This is a genomic window from Paraburkholderia sp. J8-2 (genome assembly GCF_905220195.1).
Classification (GTDB): Bacteria; Pseudomonadota; Gammaproteobacteria; order Burkholderiales; family Burkholderiaceae; genus Paraburkholderia.
Map to the genome: position 1 here is coordinate 1 of NZ_CAJMZA010000057.1, position 17,481 is coordinate 17,481.

The following is a 17,481-nucleotide window of genomic DNA, read 5'->3' on the forward strand; positions in this document are numbered from 1 at the left end:
CCCGCTCATTTGGGACGACTTCGCCTACGCGACCCGTGAAGAACTGATTCCGCACGTGACGGAAAAGTCCGGTGGCACGGCTCTCGGCCTGAAAGCCGACACGTACAAGGACATCGAGTTCAACGTGACGCTCACCCCGCTGGTCCAGGGTAAGGACAACCAGCTCGTTCACCGCCTGCGCGCCGAAGCCACGGCGTAACCGTCCTGCGAGGCGGCGGTGTGAAGACACAGCCGCCGCCAGTTTTACCGCGATCATCATTCGACACCGATGCAGGAACTCCGTACCGCGTGTGGAGTATGCATAGGAGAGCTAATATGTCAGCCATCATCGACAAAGCCAGTGACCTGGATCACCTGCTGTCCACCGCCGTGCAGGACGACAAGCAAAACGGTGTATTCCGCTGCCGCCGGGACATCTTCACCAATGCCGACCTGTTCGAACTGGAGATGAAATACATCTTCGAGAAGAACTGGGTGTACCTCGCGCACGAAAGCCAGATTCCTGAAAACAACGACTACTACACCACGTGGCTGGGCCGCCAGCCGGTCGTCATCACGCGCGACAAGACCGGCGCGCTGAACGCCGTAATCAACGCCTGTGCACACAAGGGCGCCATGCTGTGCCGGCGCAAGCACGGCAACAAGGGCAGCTTCACGTGCCCGTTCCACGGCTGGACGTTCTCCAACACCGGCAAGCTCCTGAAGGTCAAGGACGAAAGAACGACCGAGTACCCCGTGCAATTCAACAAAGAGGGGTCTCACGACCTGAAGAAGGTCGCGCGCTTCGAGAGCTATCGCGGCTTTCTGTTCGGCAGCCTGAATGCCGACGTGCAGCCGCTCGAAGACTACCTCGGCGAAGCGAAGATCATCATCGACCAGATCGTCGACCAGTCGCCGAACGGCCTCGAAGTGCTGCGCGGCAACTCCTCGTATATGTACGACGGCAACTGGAAGATGCAGATGGAGAACGGCTGTGACGGCTACCACGTCAGCACCGTGCACTGGAACTACGCCGCGACCATGGGCCGGCGCAAGGAAGACGGTACCCAGGCGGTGGACGCCAATAGCTGGAGCAAGTCGGTGGCGGGCGTATATGGCTTTGACCACGGCCACATCCTGCTGTGGACCAATACGATGAACCCGGAAGTGCGGCCGGTGTACAAGCATCGCGACGAAATCAAGGCGCGCGTGGGCGAAGTGCAAGCGGATTTCATCGTCAATCAGACGAGAAATTTGTGTGTCTACCCGAACGTGTTCCTGATGGACCAGTTCAGCACGCAGATTCGCGTGGTGCGCCCGATCAGCGTGGACAAGACCGAGGTGAACATTTTCTGCTTCGCGCCGAAGGGCGAGAGCGCGGAAGATCGGGCAACGCGCATTCGCCAGTACGAGGACTTCTTCAACGTCACGGGCATGGGCACCGCCGACGACCTCGAAGAGTTCCGCGCATGCCAGACCGGTTATGCGGGCACCACGGCCATGTGGAACGATCTCTCGCGCGGCGCGCCGCTGTGGGTCGAAGGGGCGGACGAAAACGCGAAGAAGATGGGCCTCAAGCCGATCATTTCCGGCGAGCGCAGCGAAGACGAAGGTCTGTTCGTGGTCCAGCACGAGTACTGGGTGCACGCCATGCGCGACGCCCTCGAGCAGGAGATGCATCACGAACAGGCAGGAGCGCAGGCATGAGCAACGACTACCAGAAAATCTGCGCCGCACTGTACCGCGAAGCGCGCCTGCTCGACGATCGCCAGTGGGAAGAATGGCTCGCCTGCTACGCCGAAGACGTCACGTACTGGATGCCCGCGTGGGACGACGATGACCAGCTCACCGACGACCACCAGTCGCAGATCTCGCTGATGTACTACCCGGATCGCGGCGGCCTCGAAGACCGTGTGTTTCGCATCAAGACCGAGCGCAGCGGCGCTTCGATGCCGGAGCCGCGCACGAGCCACAACGTGACGAACGTGGAAGTGCTGGCGGATCGCGGCGACGAAGTGGAGGTGCGCTACAACTTCCACACGCTCAGTCATCGCTACAAAACCACGGACAGCTTCTTCGGCACGATGTTCGTCACCTTGCGCAAGCGCGGCGACGACTTCCTGATTGCCAGCAAAAAGATCGTGCTGAAGAACGATTACATCCGGCAAGTACTCGACGTTTATCACGTTTGAAGTCTCGTTTAAGTCTTATTTGACATCGAGACCCGGTTTCAACATGGGTATGAAGGAGACACCATGTCCAGCTACAAGATTGCACTGAATTTCGAAGACGGCGTGACCCGTTTCATCGAATGCAAGGCAGGTGAGAAGGTCCTTGACGCTGCGTTTCGCGCGCGCATCAACCTGCCGATGGATTGCTCAGACGGCGTGTGCGGCACCTGCAAGTGCCGCGCGGAAAGCGGCAGCTACGACCTGGGCGAAGACTATATCGAAGACGCGCTGACCGAAGACGAAAAGGACAGCGGTCTCGTGCTCACCTGCCAGATGGTGCCGCAGAGCGACTGCGTGATCGCGATTCCCGCGTCTTCAACGGTGTGCAAGACCGGGCAGAGCACGTTCGCAGCCACGGTGACGAAGGTCGAGCAGCACAACGACGCGGCGATCGTGCTCGAACTGGACGTCGACGCAACGGGCCCCGTGTTCCTGCCGGGCCAGTACGTCAACATCGACGTGCCGGGCAGTGGTCAACATCGTTCGTATTCCTTCTCTTCTGCGCCGGGCGAATCGAAAATCAGCTTCCTGATCAAGAAGATTCCGGGTGGCGTGATGAGCACCTGGCTCGAAGCCGCGCAACCGGGTACGAAGCTCGATTTGACGGGGCCGCTCGGCAGCTTCTATTTGCGTGACGTAGCGCGTCCGCTGCTGTTCCTCGCAGGCGGCACGGGTCTCGCGCCGTTCCTCTCGATGCTGGAAGTGCTCGCGCGCACCAACGCGCAGCAGAAGGTGCACCTCATTTACGGCGTGACGCGCGACCTCGACCTGGTGCTGGTCGAAGCCATCGAGGCCTACGCGGCGAAACTGCCGAACTTCAGCTTCGCGACTGTCATTGCCGACGCGGATTCGAATCATCCTCGCAAGGGCTGGGTCACGCAGCACATTCCCGCCGACGCCTTGAACGATGGCGACGTAGACGTGTATCTGTGCGGGCCGCCGCCGATGGTGGACGCCGTACGCAAGTATTTCGATGACGAAGGCGTGAAGCCTAACAGCTTCCACTACGAGAAGTTCACCCCGAACGTCGTTCCGAAGGCGGCATGATCATGCAACGATTCGCAGGCAAGGTCGTCGTCGTCACCGGGGCGGCGCAGGGAATTGGCCGCGGCGTCGCGCTGCGCGCGGCGGCCGAAGGTGGCAAGGTCGTGTTCGTCGATCGCGCCGATTTCGTGGGCGAAATCGCGGCAGAAGCGACGGGCGCTGAAACGGCGGGCTTTGTCGCCGACCTCGAAACGTATGAAGGCGCGAAAGCGGCCATGGACTTCGCCGCGAAACACTTTGGCGGCATCGACATTCTCATCAACGGTGTGGGCGGGGCCATCCGCATGCGCCCGTTCGCGCAATTCGAGCCGGCGCAGATCGATGCGGAAATCCGCCGCTCGCTCATGCCTACGCTGTACACGTGTCACGCCGTGTTGCCGCATTTGCTCGCGCGCGGGCGCGGCACCATCGTCAATGTTTCCTCGAACGCCACGCGCGGCATTCGCCGCGTGCCGTATTCGGCGGCGAAGGGCGGCGTGAATGCGATCACGCAATCGCTGGCGATGGAATACGCGGAGCACCATATCCGCGTGGTCGCCACGGCGCCAGGCGGCACCGAAGCGCCGCCGCGCCGCATTCCGCGCAACGCCGCCGGCGACAGCGAACAGGAAAAGGCCTGGATGGGCGAGGCGGTGCGGCAGGTCACCGAATCGACATTCTTCAAGCGCTACGGCACCCTCGACGAACAGATCGCGCCGATTCTGTTTCTCGCTTCGGACGAGGCGAGCTATATCACCGGCTCGGTGTTGCCGGTCGCCGGCGGCGATACGGGCTGAGCGAGGCGCGCACAGGCGGGGTGCGCGGCCGGGGTGATATGCTCGAAGGCCCCTGATTGTCGTGCCGCCATCGCCATGAATATCGATCCTGCCGTCGTCAAAGCCTTCGCGCCCACGGGTACGTTGCGCGCCTCCATCAACCTCGGCAATCCGATTCTCGCAAATCGCGATGCGGCCTCGGGCGAACCGTTCGGCGTTTCCGTCGATCTCGCACGCGCGTTCGCGCAGCACCTGGGCGTGCCGCTCGAACTCGTCGTGTTCGACGCGGCGGGCAAGTCCGTCGAAGCCGTGAGCGACGAGCGCGCGGATTTCGGCTTCTTCGCCGTCGATCCCAAGCGAGGCGAGACGATCGCGTTCACCGCGCCTTATGTGTTGATCGAAGGCTTTTATCTGGTGCGCAACGATTCGCTCGTGCGCACCAATGCCGAAGTCGATCAGCCGCATAACCGCGTGGCGGTGGGCAAGGGCAGTGCGTACGATCTCTTTCTCTCGCGCGAATTGAAGCAAGCGGAGATCGTGCGCGCGCCGACTTCGCCAACCGTCGTGCAGACCTTCCTCGATCAAGGGCTTGAAGTCGCCGCGGGCGTGAAGCAGCAACTCGAAGCCGATGCCGCGAAAGTCGGCGGTTTGCGCCTGCTCGACGAACGCTTCATGGTGATTCGCCAGGCGATGGGCGTCGCGAAGCGCCGCGGTCCACCGGCGGCCGAAGTGCTCGGCGCGTTTGTCGAAACCATGAAGGCGTCGGGATTTGTGGCAGAGGCATTGAAGCGTCACGCAATAGCGGGCGCATCGGTTGCACCGGCTGCCTGAATGAATGACGTCAAGTCAAAATGAGCGCGCATTAATACAAGAATCAACGCGCTCTGAGGGCCGATTTCGGCGACAGTTCTCAATGCGGTTAATCGGTCTTTCTCGCCGGTTTTAATGCGTCATATCGAAAGCATTATGTAATTTGTCCAGCAATATTCACGCCCCGCACATTCCTCGACGCGCGTCGAGCCTTGCCCGGCGCGGTTGTGCCATCGACGCCACGCCGCTCGAATTTCGACACCATTTTTATTTTCTACGCCCTATGATGCGGGTGTTCGATTCGCGCCGTACTCGCCGCTCGATTCCCATTTCGTCATTGCATTATCAACATCGATGAATTGCTCAATTCGCAATAATCATCGACGGGTAGATTTTTTCTTTTGAATCTGCACCGAAATGGAATGCGCGCGTATGAGATTGCACGCCGATGGTGCCGGCTGCCTGAATTCGATGCATTAACCCACCGCCCAATCCGGAGCTTGAAAACATGAAAAAATCGCTACTCGCCGCGGCCCTGCTGAGCGCCTTTGCCATTTCGGCACACGCGCAAAGCAGCGTGACCCTCTACGGCCTGATCGATACCGGTCTCGTCTACACGAACAACCAGTTCGGCCACAGCAACTGGCAGCTCAACAGCAGCTCCACGCAGAACACGGTATTCGGCCTCAAGGGTTCGGAAGATCTGGGCGGCGGTCTGCATGCGATCTTCAAGCTCGAACAAGGCTTCCTGCTCAACAACGGCGCGCAGGCGTTCTCGGGTCTGGGCTTCGGTTCGCAAGCCTGGGTCGGCATGCAAAGCGATCCGTACGGCACGCTCACGTTCGGCCGCCAGTTCGACGTGATGAACGACCTCGTGGGCCCGCTCACGGCGGAATTCAACACGTGGGGCGGCAGCCTCGCGGCTCACCCGTTCGAGAACGACAACCTCGCGGCGAACTCGGTGGTCATCAACAATTCGGTCAAGTACGCGAGCCCGACCTGGTACGGTGTGACGTTCGAGACGATGTACTCGTTCAGCAACAAGGCCGGCGACTTCGCGAACAACCGCTCGTACGGCTTCGCCGTGTCGTATAGCCAGGGCCCGCTGAACCTCGCGGCCGGTTACCTGCAGTTCAACAACGCGGGCACCGGCAGCGGCGCGGTCACCACGAGCGACACGAGCGCGAACTTCCTGGCTGAACGTCAGCGTGTCTGGTCGCTCGGCGGCAACTACACCTATGGCCCGGCCACGGTGGGTCTCGTCTGGAGCCACTCGCAGATCGACAACGCCGCAGGCGTCTACTCGTTCGGCACGGGCACCTACCTCGGCTCGAACGACGACTCCGCAGGTTCGCTCGCCGGTTCGCTGCGCCTCGACAACTTCGAAGCGAACGTGAAATACGCGCTCACGCCGGCATGGAGCGTGTCGGGTGCGTACACGTACACGCACGGCGCGTACAACGGCTCGAGCCCGGGCTGGAACACGGCAATGCTGCAAACGGACTACGCTATCAGCAAGCGCACCGACTTCTACCTGGAAGGCGTGTACCAGAACGTGCATGGCGCACCGGAAGGCTCGGTGCTCTCGCACGCCATGATCAACACGCTCTCGCCTTCGTCGACCGATACGCAGGTCGCCGTCACGGTGGGCATGCGCCACGCGTTCTAAGTCGGTTCAGCGAGGCTGACCTCGGCGGGCATCTGTCCCCGCCGAACGTTTTCCCCCGCGCGGCGGTTCTCCTCTCAAGAGGGAGCCGCCGCGTTGTCGCATCTACGTCCGCTCAATCGTGCTTACCGGTTCTAGATAGTTGAAATTTTCAACTATTTGACTATACTGGCGTCCAGTTGGCGCACTGGACGGGAGCACGCATTTGTATTCAGATTTCCTCACATTCAGGCTCGATCAAACGAGTGCCCTGCTGATGGATCGCGCCAACGCGGTCTACCGTGAGCGCTGGGATCTCGACGTGCGTGCCATGCGCGTGCTGCGCATCATCCGGGCCGAACCGGGCATCACGCCCAAGGCCGTTTCTCAGCTCGCGCTCATCGAAAAAACGCTGCTTTCCAAAACGCTCGGCGAACTCGAGTCGCGCGGTCTGATAGGTCGTGGCGCGCACGCGACGGACCGGCGCAGCGTTACACTGCGCGTCACGCCAGAGGGCGCGAAGGTGGCGAGCGCCTCTGAAAAAGCAGGCTCGAAGCTCGAGTCCGAACTCGCTGCCGTGCTCACCGACCACGAGCGCAAGACGCTCGACCAGTTGCTCGCCAAGCTTGCGCAGAGCCTGATCGAGCGCGGTTGAGACCGCGCCTTGCCTGACTGACAAAGTGATTGAATCAAGCATGAAGGAGTCGTCCATGCCGAAGCTGGTCGAAACCGTGGCGCCCGCCATCGGCGCGCTGCTACCCGAACTCGAAGCGCTCTACAAGGATCTGCACCAGCATCCTGAACTCTCGATGCAGGAGTTCCGCACGGCGGCGCTCGTGGCGGAGCGCATGCAAAAGCTCGGTTACGAAGTCTCGCGCGAAGTCGGCGTGACGGGCGTGGTGGGCGTGTTGCGCAACGGCGAGGGGCCGGTCGTGATGCTGCGCGCCGACATGGACGCGCTGCCCATGGCCGAAGCCACCGGCCTGCCGTATGCGAGCACCGTGACGGCCAAAGACGAAGAGGGCGTGCAGGTGGGCGTGGCGCACTCGTGCGGGCACGATCTGCACGTGACCTGGCTGCTAGGCGTGGCGCAGTTGATGGCGGCGCATCGCGACGCATGGAGCGGCACGCTGCTTGCCGTGTTCCAGCCCGGCGAAGAAGTGGGGCGCGGCGCGCGCAGCATGATGGACGACGGCATGATCGAGCGCTTTCCGAAGCCCGACGTGATTCTCGGCCAGCACGTGATGGTGGGCCCGGCTGGCACCGTGGGCTATCGCAGCGGCACGATCCTCTCGGCGGGCGACAGTCTCAAGGTGAAGCTGTTCGGCCGCGGCTCGCACGGCTCGCAGCCGCAAACGTCGATCGACCCGGTGATCATGGCGGCTTCCACCACGCTGCGCCTGCAGACGATTGTCTCGCGCGAAATCTCGCCGAGCGAGCGCGCGGTGCTCACAGTGGGCTCCCTCCAGGCAGGCACGAAGGAAAACATCATCCCGGACGACGCCACGCTCAAACTCAACATGCGCACCTTCGACGAAGACGTGCGCGAGTACATGCTGGGCGCGATCCGCCGTATCTGCTGCGCCGAATGCGCGGCCTCGAATGCGCCGCGCGATCCGGAGTTCACGACGCTGTCGAGCTACCCGCTCACGGTAAACGACGTCGCCACCACGGCGCGCCTGCGCAAGGCGTTCGAAGCGTGGTTCGGCGAGCGCGCTTACGAAACGCCGCCGGCCGCCGCCAGCGAGGACTTCAGCGTGTTCGGCCGCGAATGGGGCGTGCCGTACGCGTTCTGGTTCGTGGGCGGCACCGATCCCGAGGTCTATGCGCAAGCCAGGGCCGCGAAGAAGCTCAACGAGATTCCGAGCAACCACTCGCCGAAGTTCGCGCCGGTGCTCGACCCCACCTTGCGCGCCGGCCTCGAGGCGATGCTGTGCGCGGCCGGCGCGTGGCTCGGCCGCGAAAGCGAGGCGGCGTGAGCGTGGCAATCGGCGCGGAAGTGGGCGCGCATCTCAACGCTCACACGGCCTATACGGCACTCGACCTGATCGGCACGTTCGCCTTCGCGATCTCCGGCGCGGTGGCCGCGCGGCAGCGGCGGCTCGACCTGTTCGGCATCGTCGTCGTGAGCTTCATGGTGGCGTGCGGCGGCGGCATCATCCGCGATCTGTGTATCGGTGCGGTGCCGCCGGCAGGGCTCGCAAATTGGGCCTATCTCGCGGTGACGTTGCTGGCTACGGGGCTCACCATTGCCGCGTATCCGCAGGTGCGGCGGCTGCGTCACCCCGTGCTGCTGTTCGATGCGATCGGGCTAGGCCTCTTTGCGGTGGCGGGCGCGCAGAAGGCGCTTGCGTATAGCCAGAGCGCTGAGCCGGCCATCATCCTTGGCATCGTGAGCGCGGTGGGCGGCGGCGTGATGCGCGACATGCTGCTCTCGCGCGTGCCGGCCATTCTCGATCGCGAGATCTATGCGTCGGCGGCGCTGCTTGGCGCCGCCGTGCAGGTGGGGCTCACGTATGCGGGCTGGTCGACGTTCTGGACGCCCTGGGTGGCCGTGATTTCCTGCGTGGCGTTGCGGCTGGCTTCGCTCTATTTCGGCTGGCGTTTGCCGGTTTTCCATACTGTGCGGCCGGCTCAACCGCAGCCGACACAGGGCGGCGACGCCGCGAAGGCAGACTCGCGGCACGACGCGCGCTAACTTCAGCCGTCTTGTGCGGGCGTGCCGAATGCAATTTCACCGGTGCGCACCGCGCTGATCTTCGGGCCGAAGCTGCGGATATTCGACAGCGTCGCGTTGTGGTGCGCGCGGATCGACGCCGCATTCGCGTGGGCCTTGTCGTGGGTGGTGTGGGCGTCGGCGGCGAGCGTGACCGCGAGGCCGTTTGCGGCGGCGCGCCGCACTGTCGTGTCGACGCAGAATTCGCTCGCATAGCCGCAGATCACGACGTGATTCACCGCATGCGCGGCGAGCAGGGCGCCCAGGCCGGTGCCGAGAAACGAATCGGGCGTGCGCTTGCCGATGAGGTGGTCGGCCGGGTCCGTCACAAGCGTGGCCGACAGCGCCCACGCGTCGGACCCGCGAACGAGCGCCGTGTCGTCCTCATGCTGGATCAGCACGACCGGCGCACCCGCATGCCTTGCGCGCTGCAACAGCACGTTGATGTTGGCGCTGACCATGGCGATGTCGCCGGGCAGCGGTTCGGTGTCGACAAGCGTCTTCTGAAAATCGATGACGAGCAGCGCAGTGGTCATGGGGAAACGTCCATGAAAAGCGCTGATTCTATCGCGTGTCCGGCCCCCCTTCGCGAGCCCTCGCAATGGCAGGCGCGCCGATACGTCGCCCTGAAAGTCCACGGCAATCGTGCTGAACAGCCCACGCATGCGCCGCGCATGGTGCCGCGCGGCACGCAATATGCTTTGCGCCCCCGCTCCGTCGCGGGCGTGCAACTGTGCGTCATTCGTCGTCCAGCCAAAATACGGGATTTCTCACCACGCGCTATGCTTTTTAGTGCGCGATGTGTCCGGCATGCAACCGGGCGCGCCGGCTTGTCTGCACGTTAAACCACGTTATCCGCCCCGGCACGGACCGGACCAAGAAAGAGGACTCCACAAGGGAGCCAACGTGAAAACGACTCTGGGCGCAGTGGTGCTGCTCGCCGCCAGTTCGGCCGCGTGCGCACAATCGAGTGTCACGATGTACGGCCGCGTGGATGGCGGTATCGAGTACCTCAATCACATCGCGAACGGCAACGGCGGCAGTTCGAGCCGCTGGAGCGCCGAAGGCGGCGACTGGGGCACCAGCATGTTCGGCCTCAAGGGCACCGAGGACCTGGGCGGCGGCAGCGCCGCGATCTTCAACCTCGAAACCGCCGTGCAAATCATGAACGGCACCACGGGCGGCGGCCGGCTCTGGTCGCGCCGCGCGTATGTCGGCTTGAAGAACGACACGTGGGGGCAACTGCAAGCCGGCCGTAATCTCTTCATCGATAGCGACGGCGTGTGGGCATACGATCCGTTCGTGCAGCAGGCGGTGTCGTCGGCCTCGCTCGTGCGCGGCCGCAACTGGCAGCAGACGAGCAACAACATCGAATATCACAGCCCGGTGTGGAACGGCCTCGACGTGCAGGGGCAGTATTCGTTCGGCAATCAGCCGGGCAACTTCAATGCCGGCGCCGAAGGCGAGTTTGGCCGCTCGGACGGCATCATGCTGTCGTACCACTCGACGCTTTTCGACCTGCGCGGCATCTACGACGAACTGCGCGATTCGAGCGGGCGCTTTTCAAACATCTTCACGGCCTCGAAAGAATACTTCGTGGGCGGCAACCTGCGCGTGCAGAAGTTCAAGATCCAGGCCGCGTACACGCATTATTCCGCGCCCGATACGCCGCCCGGCATTTCCGATACCGCCGACCACTACTGGCTGGGCGCGACCTACCAGGCCACACCGAAGTGGGCCGTGACGGCCGCGGGTTTCTATATTCACGTAGGCGAGGGCGGCGGCGACGCCTCGCACGACCCTGCGAGCCACGCCATGCTCTACGCGCTCGGCACCACGTACAACCTGAGTGCGCGCACGTTCCTGTACGGCACGCTCGCGTATGTGAGCAACAGCAAGAACGGCACGTTCTCCGTGTTCGCCACGCCGCGCGACTCGAGCACGCCGACCAGCCCCTTGGCGGGCCAATCGCAAACGGGTGCCTACGTCGGGATGATGCACGTGTTCTGACGCCACGTTGTTCCGCCATCGCAGACGACATTCTTCGAGGAAGGTTGAGATCATGGCCAGACTATCGAAACCGCTGGGCTTCATCGGAGTCATCTCCGTGCTGTTCACCTTGCTCACGGCGGTCTATCTGCTGGCTGGCGGCGCGTGGCTCATTTCGCTCGGCGGCTCGCCGTATTACGTCGTGACGGGCGTGTTGCTGCTCGTGTTCGCGTGGCTGTTGTGGCGTGCGAGTCCCTCTGCGTTCGTGCTCTACGCGATCGTGCTGATCGGCACGGCGATCTGGGGGCTCTGGGAGTCGGGGCCGGACTTCTGGGCGCTCGTGCCGCGCTCGGGCGTGCTGGTGGTGTTCGGCATCTGGCTGCTCGTGCTCATGAGCTGGCACCTGGAGCGTCCGCGCCAGTTCGGCGTGCTTTCACTCGTGGTCGGGCTGCTCGTGTGGGGCGGCGTGCTCGTGTATGCGCACTTCAACGACCCGCAGCAGATCAACGGCTCGCTCGCGGCGGTGAGGACCACGCCCGCGCCGAACGTCGATGGCATCGAGCCATCCGAATGGCCCGCTTACGGACGCGACCAGCAAGGCACGCGCTATTCGCCGCTGCAGCAGATCACGCCCGACAATGTGCACAATCTGCAGGTGGCATGGACCTTCCGCACCGGCGACACGAAGGGGCCCAACGATCCGGTCGAGATCACCAACGAAGTCACGCCGATCAAGATCGGCGACCTGCTTTACCTGTGCTCGCCGCACCAGATCCTGTTCGCGCTCGACGCGCAAACCGGCGAACTCAAATGGAAGTTCGATCCGAAGCTGCAGGCCGATCCCTCGTTCCAGCACGTGACCTGCCGGGGCGTGTCGTTCGTGGATCTTTCGGCGAGCGCGAATGCGAGTGCGGGTGATGCCGCAGCGGCGTCGACGCCCGCGGCCGCATCGGACCCCGCGGCGGCTTCGGCAACCGAGGCGGCCGCGCCCGCGAGCGACGCCGCCTCAGCGACAGAAGCCGCCGCGCCGGCGAGCGAAACCACGGCCGTCGCAATGCCTGCCGCCGTGAACGGCGCCTGCACGAAGCGCATTCTGCTGCCCGTGAACGACGGCCACCTCTACGCACTCGACGCGCTCACGGGCGAGCGCTGCGCGGGCTTCGCCAAAAACGGCGATCTCGACCTGCAGCACGCCATGCCGGTAACGACGCCGGGCATGTATGAGCCCACCTCGCCGCCCATCGTCACGAGCAAGGTGATCGTCGTGGCGGGCGCCGTGGAAGACAACTTCTCGACGCGCGAACCTTCGGGCGTGATTCGCGGCTTCGACGTGCGCACGGGCGAGCTGCTGTGGGCGTTCGATCCGGGCGCGGCGGACCCGAACAAGATTCCGGGCCCAGGGGAGCACTACTCGTGGAATTCGCCGAACTCGTGGGCGCCGGCGGCTTACGATGCGAAGCTCGACATCGTTTATCTGCCGATGGGCGTGAAGACGCCGGACATCTGGGGCGGCGACCGCACGCCCGACATGGAACGCTACGCAACGGGCCTGCTCGCGCTGCACGCGTCGACCGGCAAGCTCGCCTGGTTCTACCAGACCGTGCACCACGACCTGTGGGACATGGATCAGCCCTCGCAGCCCACGCTCGCCGACATCACCGACAAGGACGGCAAGACCGTGCCGGTGGTGTATGCGCCCGCGAAGACGGGCAACCTGTTCGTGCTCGACCGCCGCACGGGCGAACTCGTCGTGCCCGCGCCCGAAATGCCGGTGCCGCAGGGCGCGGCGCCGGGCGACCACGTTTCGCCCACGCAGCCGTTCTCGCAACTCACGTTCCGGCCGTCGAAGGACCTTACCGACGCCGACATGTGGGGCGCCACGATGTACGACCAGCTCATCTGCCGCGTGATGTTCCACCAGCTGCGCTATGAAGGCACATTCACGCCGCCTTCGCTGCAAGGCTCGCTCGTCTTCCCGGGCAACCTCGGCATGTTCGAGTGGGGCGGCCTTGCCATCGACACCGACCGGCAGATCGCCGTGGCGAATCCCATCGCGCTGCCGTTCGTCTCGCGGCTCATTCCGCGCGGGCCGGGCAACCCGATGGAGCCGCAGCCGGGCGCGAAGGGCAGCGGCACGGAGGCGGGCATTCAGCCGCAATACGGCGTGCCTTACGGCGTGACACTCAATCCGTTCATGTCGCCGCTCGGGCTACCGTGCAAGCAGCCGGCATGGGGTTACATCTCCGCTGTCGACCTCAAGACCAATCAGATCATCTGGAAAAAGCGCATCGGCACGACGCGTGACAGCTCGCCGATTCCGGTGGCCTTCCGCACGGGCATGCCGATGCTCGGCGGCCCGATGGTGACGGCGGGCGGCGTGATCTTCATCGGCGCGACGGCGGACAACTACATCCGCGCCTTCGACGTGAACAATGGCGCCCGGCTCTGGCAAGCGCGGCTGCCCGCGGGTGGTCAGGCCACGCCGATGACCTATGCGGTGGGCGACCGTCAGTTCGTCGTGATCGCGGCGGGCGGGCACGGCTCGTTCGGCACGAAGCTCGGCGACTACGTGATTGCCTACGCGCTGCCGAAGCAGTGAAGCGCGCGGGAGCCGCCCGGCAGCACAGGGCGGCCGCGGCTAGCGGGTTTTTCAGGCGGAGGCAGGGGCTCGCACAGCACCTGCCGCTTCTCATGCAGCATGCGACGCACCGCTCGTGCGCCTCACCCGTTTTTCCTCCATGAATCGAACATTGCGCGCCGCGCGCGCCTGGGCGGTGGTGTGTGCGGCAACCTTCGCCACGTTGCATACGACAAGCGCACGCGCGCAAAGCTCGGTCACGCTGTACGGGACGCTCGACACGAGCATCGAGGTGACGAACCCGGGCGCGGGCTGGGTCGCGCGCATGGACTCGGGCGCGTATCGCGGGTCTCGTTTCGGGCTGCGCGGCGTGGAGGATATCGGCGACGGCATCAAGATCCTGTTCGAGCTGGAAAACGGCTTCGGGTCCAACGACGGCACCTTTGCTGTGGCCAACACGATCTTCAATCGCCAGGCGTGGATTGGCCTCGGCACACAGTGGGGCACGGTGCGGGCGGGGCGGCAATACTCGCCAATCTATATTCCGTTCAAGGGGCAACTCGACGCGTTCGGCGCGGGCACCATCGCTTCGGGCCTGAACAATCTATCGAAGATCACGCCATACGAATCGAACGCGATCACGTATCTGTCGCCCGATATCTACGGTTTCTCGACCACGCTGATGGCCTCGCTGCGCGACCCCGCTACGGGCAGCAACGGACTTGCCGGCAACATCGAAACCGTCGAATGGCGGCACGGACCGTTTCGCATTTCGTACGCGCATCAACAGCAAAACGGCGCAGGGGCACTACGCGCGAATCTCGGAGGCATGTCATATGTATTAGGGCCTGTGACAGGCTTTTTCGCGTATTTCAACGGCGACGGCGGCACGCCGCGCAACCACAACAACGGCTTTTCAGTCTCCGCGCGCTACGCGATCACCTCGCAATTTCGTGCGTCGCTCGGCTATGCGTGGGTGCACGACCTCTCGGGCGCCGACAACGACGCCGACCAGTTCAGCGCCGCGTGCGAGTACGACCTCTCGAAGCGCGTGCTGCTCTACGCGAGCGCAGGGTGGCTGCGCAATCGTAACGATGCGACCTTCACGCTGCGCGGCGTGAACGTGACCGGGCTGCCGCCTTCCTGGCCAGGCGCGCCAGTGCGCGGTGTCCAGTTTGGCATGATCGACCGCTTTTAGAAGGGGTTTTCTAGTAGATCGATCCGCTGGCGGCGTGGTGCATGGCCAACAATTCGGCCGGCGTATGGCTTGTGCCTGGCATCTCTCGTTGTTATCATGCGCCTTCCATTCCTGCATACCGGACTCCAGCCAAAGTGGACAACTAAGCTTCCCCCAAAAAATGTTTTCGCGTCAGCGTCGAACACGTTGCGCGAGAGGTTTCATACATTCGGGAGAAGCTTATGGCTCGAGTCACGCCAGCTGCGGCGCTTGCCGCACTCCATCACGTCTCATTGCGTTTCGATAGCGGCATTACGCTATTCGATTCGCTAGAACTCATTGTCGATCGCGTGCCCACTGGTATTGTCGGCCGAAACGGCATTGGCAAAAGCATGCTCGCGCAACTGATCGCGGGAAAAATCGAGCCGACGTCCGGCACGATCGATCGGCACGTGCGTGTCGCGTACGCGGCGCAGCAACACCTTGACGCGTCACACGATACGCGGACCGTTGCGCAAGTCATGGGGATCGAAGCGCCGCTCGCGGCGCTGGCGCGGCTGGGAAAGGGTACGGCCGACGCCGTCGATTTCGACGTGATCGGCGAGCGCTGGGATCTCGCTGCGCGCCTGCGTGCTGCGCTCGACGCGGCGGGTCTCGATCATCTGGAGTCCGACACATCAGCGCACGCACTCAGCGGCGGTGAACTCGCACGCGTGACCATGATAGGCGCGCTGCTGGGTGACGCCGGTCTGCTCGTGCTCGACGAGCCGACCAATCACCTCGACGCGGCTGGCCGCGCATGGCTGCGCAGCGCGCTTTGCGCATGGCGAGGCGGCCTCGTCGTGGTGAGCCATGATCGTGCATTGCTTGGAGACATGCAGCGCATTGTCGAAGTCACGCCCACGGGGCTTCGAACTTATGGCGGCAACTATGCCAGCTACCGCACCCAGCGCGATGCGGAGCACGAAGCGGCGAAGAGCGCGCTCAGCCATGCACGTAACGAACGCGAGCGCGCCACGCGCAAGCTCCAACGCGAACACGACACGATCCAGCGGCATGCCGCTGGCACCTTGCGTTACGCGAAGACGGCCAATTTATCGTCGATGGTGAAGGAGGGGATCAAGGGCGGTGCGCGCAATGTGATGGGGCAGGTCAGGGCCGAGCAGCGCGAGCACAAGGAGGCGTTCGACGAGCGCGTTACCGAGGCGGCCGCACGTGTCGAACCCGAGGCGCCCGTGCTCGTGGCGATGCCAGGCGCAGAAGTCAGCGCGCGCCGCCAGGTCTTCACGCTCGAAGAGGCCCGGCTGCCGTGGCTTGCCCACGACGATCCCGCCGCCACGCTCACCTGGTCGTGCAGCGGCCCTGTGCGCGTGGCGCTGACGGGGCCGAACGGATGCGGAAAGTCGACGCTGTTGCGCCTCCTTGCGGGGCAACTCGCGCCCCATACGGGGCGCAGCGTGACGCATGTTCGCTGTGCCTACCTGGACCAGAAGCTCGTACAGCTCGATCCCGACTGCTCGATCGTCGAGCAGCTTGGGTTGCTCGAAACACCGCTCGCAGAAGGGGCGTTGCGCAGCCGGCTCGCGCTGCTGCAGCTCGACGCCAGGCGCGTGACGCAACCGGCGCGCTACCTGAGCGGCGGGGAGCGGTTGAAGGCCGCGCTCGCCTGTGCGCTCTGGCGCGGCACGCCGGCACAGTTACTGTTGCTCGACGAACCGACCAACCATCTCGACCTCGAATCCGTGCGTGCGATCGAGGGGGCGCTAGCGGACTTCCCGGGCGCGCTGATCGTGGCTTCACATGACGCGGATTTCATCGCCGCGCTGGCGCCGACGCATACCATGCAATGGAGCCGCGAGGGATGGCGCTACGATCCTGTGATCTGATCCAACGATGCGACCGAACCTGTCGTCGTGCGGAATGCGGCGAGGCGGGCTGTGACCGTGACAACGGCCAGCGAGACAAATGACTACACCGAAGCGCTGGCGCACAGCGATTGCATGGCGGATATCGCGTTACCTAGTCGAAGGCCGTGCAGAGGCGTTCGATCGGAACTGCAATCAATATGCAGATCGAAAAGGCGAGACCGAAGGTGAAGGCCACGGAAGCCGTCGCGCCACACCACGCGATGAATCGCCGTGCATCGCGCTTTTCCTTCGCGACGTAGGCAGTCTTGCGCCAGGCGCCGCCTGCGGCGTAGGTAATGACGAGCGCAAGCACGAGCGCGCAGACCGAGGCGATGCCGAGGATCCATTGCGTGCCGTGCCAGCCCGGCATCGGGTCCTGCGTGACGGCGTCGGCGCAGGCCGTGGAAACGAGCGTAACGCCAAGTGCCAGATGCAGCAGCCAGATGAGCGGCACTGCGCACAGACCGAGCCAGCCGGCGACGCGCTGCGCGAGCGTGGGTTCTGGATTCGAACTGGCGCGGGTTGGTTGCCCGGATGACGGGGCGGACGTCATGGGTTCCTCCTGCAGGACGCCATGGGATTGGCGGCGCAGGAGGTGTGCCTGAGGTGGCTATCTAATTGGACATAATATAATTTATCGCACTTTTTGA

16 protein-coding genes and 1 pseudogene are annotated in these 17,481 nt (G+C 63.9%); 14 read left to right on the forward strand and 3 right to left on the reverse strand.

Annotated features, from left to right (window positions below; genetic code table 11):
* The 6 genes and pseudogenes from U5A52_RS42045 to U5A52_RS42070 form a co-directional block, all read left to right on the forward strand.
* A pseudogene (locus tag U5A52_RS42045) lies at window positions 1–199 on the forward strand (catechol 1,2-dioxygenase); the annotation flags it as partial.
* Between the two features lie 116 nt (window positions 200–315).
* Window positions 316–1,686 (forward strand): Rieske 2Fe-2S domain-containing protein, encoded by a 1,371-nt coding sequence (locus tag U5A52_RS42050; protein ID WP_321940264.1) that lies wholly within the window; start codon window positions 316–318, stop codon window positions 1,684–1,686.
* The gene (gene benB, locus U5A52_RS42055; RefSeq protein ID WP_321916244.1) at window positions 1,683–2,171 is read left to right on the forward strand and encodes a benzoate 1,2-dioxygenase small subunit; all 489 of its coding nucleotides are present in this window, start codon (window positions 1,683–1,685) and stop codon (window positions 2,169–2,171) included. Before U5A52_RS42050 ends, benB begins: the two co-directional genes overlap by 4 nt.
* 63 nt (window positions 2,172–2,234) lie before the next feature.
* Complete coding sequence (benC, locus tag U5A52_RS42060; protein WP_321916245.1) at window positions 2,235–3,257, forward strand: benzoate 1,2-dioxygenase electron transfer component BenC; 1,023 nt, start codon at window positions 2,235–2,237, stop codon at window positions 3,255–3,257.
* Window positions 3,254–4,030 (forward strand): benzoate diol dehydrogenase BenD, encoded by a 777-nt coding sequence (benD, locus tag U5A52_RS42065; protein ID WP_321940265.1) that lies wholly within the window; start codon window positions 3,254–3,256, stop codon window positions 4,028–4,030. Before benC ends, benD begins: the two co-directional genes overlap by 4 nt.
* A 75-nt stretch (window positions 4,031–4,105) precedes the next feature.
* Window positions 4,106–4,840, forward strand: coding sequence for an ABC transporter substrate-binding protein (locus tag U5A52_RS42070; protein WP_321940266.1), 735 nt, complete (start codon window positions 4,106–4,108; stop codon window positions 4,838–4,840).
* Window positions 4,841–5,182: 342 nt separating this feature from the next.
* Here the strand turns inward: U5A52_RS42070 and U5A52_RS42075 are convergent, their stop codons facing one another.
* Window positions 5,183–5,329 (reverse strand): hypothetical protein, encoded by a 147-nt coding sequence (locus U5A52_RS42075; protein WP_321916248.1) that lies wholly within the window; start codon window positions 5,327–5,329, stop codon window positions 5,183–5,185.
* On the opposite strand from U5A52_RS42075, the gene U5A52_RS42080 reads away from it, so the two are divergent.
* The 4 genes from U5A52_RS42080 (at window position 5,328) to U5A52_RS42095 (ending at window position 9,162) form a co-directional block, all read left to right on the forward strand.
* On the forward strand, window positions 5,328–6,488 hold the full coding sequence (locus U5A52_RS42080; protein ID WP_321916249.1) for a porin: 1,161 nt from the start codon (window positions 5,328–5,330) through the stop codon (window positions 6,486–6,488). The two genes, U5A52_RS42075 and U5A52_RS42080, sit on opposite strands and share 2 nt — an antisense overlap.
* Before the next feature lie 253 nt (window positions 6,489–6,741).
* Window positions 6,742–7,119: a MarR family winged helix-turn-helix transcriptional regulator gene (locus tag U5A52_RS42085; protein WP_321940267.1), complete on the forward strand. Its 378-nt coding sequence runs from the start codon at window positions 6,742–6,744 to the stop codon at window positions 7,117–7,119.
* Between the two features lie 55 nt (window positions 7,120–7,174).
* On the forward strand, window positions 7,175–8,443 hold the full coding sequence (locus U5A52_RS42090) for a M20 family metallopeptidase (RefSeq protein ID WP_321940268.1): 1,269 nt from the start codon (window positions 7,175–7,177) through the stop codon (window positions 8,441–8,443).
* Window positions 8,440–9,162, forward strand: coding sequence for a trimeric intracellular cation channel family protein (locus tag U5A52_RS42095; RefSeq protein WP_321916252.1), 723 nt, complete (start codon window positions 8,440–8,442; stop codon window positions 9,160–9,162). Before U5A52_RS42090 ends, U5A52_RS42095 begins: the two co-directional genes overlap by 4 nt.
* Window positions 9,163–9,164: 2 nt before the next feature.
* Here the strand turns inward: U5A52_RS42095 and U5A52_RS42100 are convergent, their stop codons facing one another.
* The gene (locus tag U5A52_RS42100) at window positions 9,165–9,716 is read right to left on the reverse strand and encodes an isochorismatase family protein (RefSeq protein ID WP_321916253.1); all 552 of its coding nucleotides are present in this window, start codon (window positions 9,714–9,716) and stop codon (window positions 9,165–9,167) included.
* A 370-nt stretch (window positions 9,717–10,086) separates the two neighbouring features.
* Here U5A52_RS42100 and U5A52_RS42105 point away from each other — a divergent pair, with 370 nt between their 5' ends.
* The 4 genes from U5A52_RS42105 (at window position 10,087) to U5A52_RS42120 (ending at window position 16,810) form a co-directional block, all read left to right on the forward strand.
* Window positions 10,087–11,190: a porin gene (locus U5A52_RS42105; RefSeq protein ID WP_321940269.1), complete on the forward strand. Its 1,104-nt coding sequence runs from the start codon at window positions 10,087–10,089 to the stop codon at window positions 11,188–11,190.
* 52 nt (window positions 11,191–11,242) lie between these two features.
* On the forward strand, window positions 11,243–13,768 hold the full coding sequence (locus tag U5A52_RS42110; protein WP_321916255.1) for a glucose/quinate/shikimate family membrane-bound PQQ-dependent dehydrogenase: 2,526 nt from the start codon (window positions 11,243–11,245) through the stop codon (window positions 13,766–13,768).
* A 139-nt stretch (window positions 13,769–13,907) separates the two neighbouring features.
* Complete coding sequence (locus U5A52_RS42115; protein WP_321940270.1) at window positions 13,908–14,945, forward strand: porin; 1,038 nt, start codon at window positions 13,908–13,910, stop codon at window positions 14,943–14,945.
* Between the two features lie 221 nt (window positions 14,946–15,166).
* On the forward strand, window positions 15,167–16,810 hold the full coding sequence (locus tag U5A52_RS42120) for an ATP-binding cassette domain-containing protein (RefSeq protein WP_321940272.1): 1,644 nt from the start codon (window positions 15,167–15,169) through the stop codon (window positions 16,808–16,810).
* 133 nt (window positions 16,811–16,943) lie between these two features.
* Here the strand turns inward: U5A52_RS42120 and U5A52_RS42125 are convergent, their stop codons facing one another.
* The gene (locus U5A52_RS42125) at window positions 16,944–17,384 is read right to left on the reverse strand and encodes a hypothetical protein (RefSeq protein ID WP_321940273.1); all 441 of its coding nucleotides are present in this window, start codon (window positions 17,382–17,384) and stop codon (window positions 16,944–16,946) included.
* Window positions 17,385–17,481: the final 97 nt, after the last annotated feature.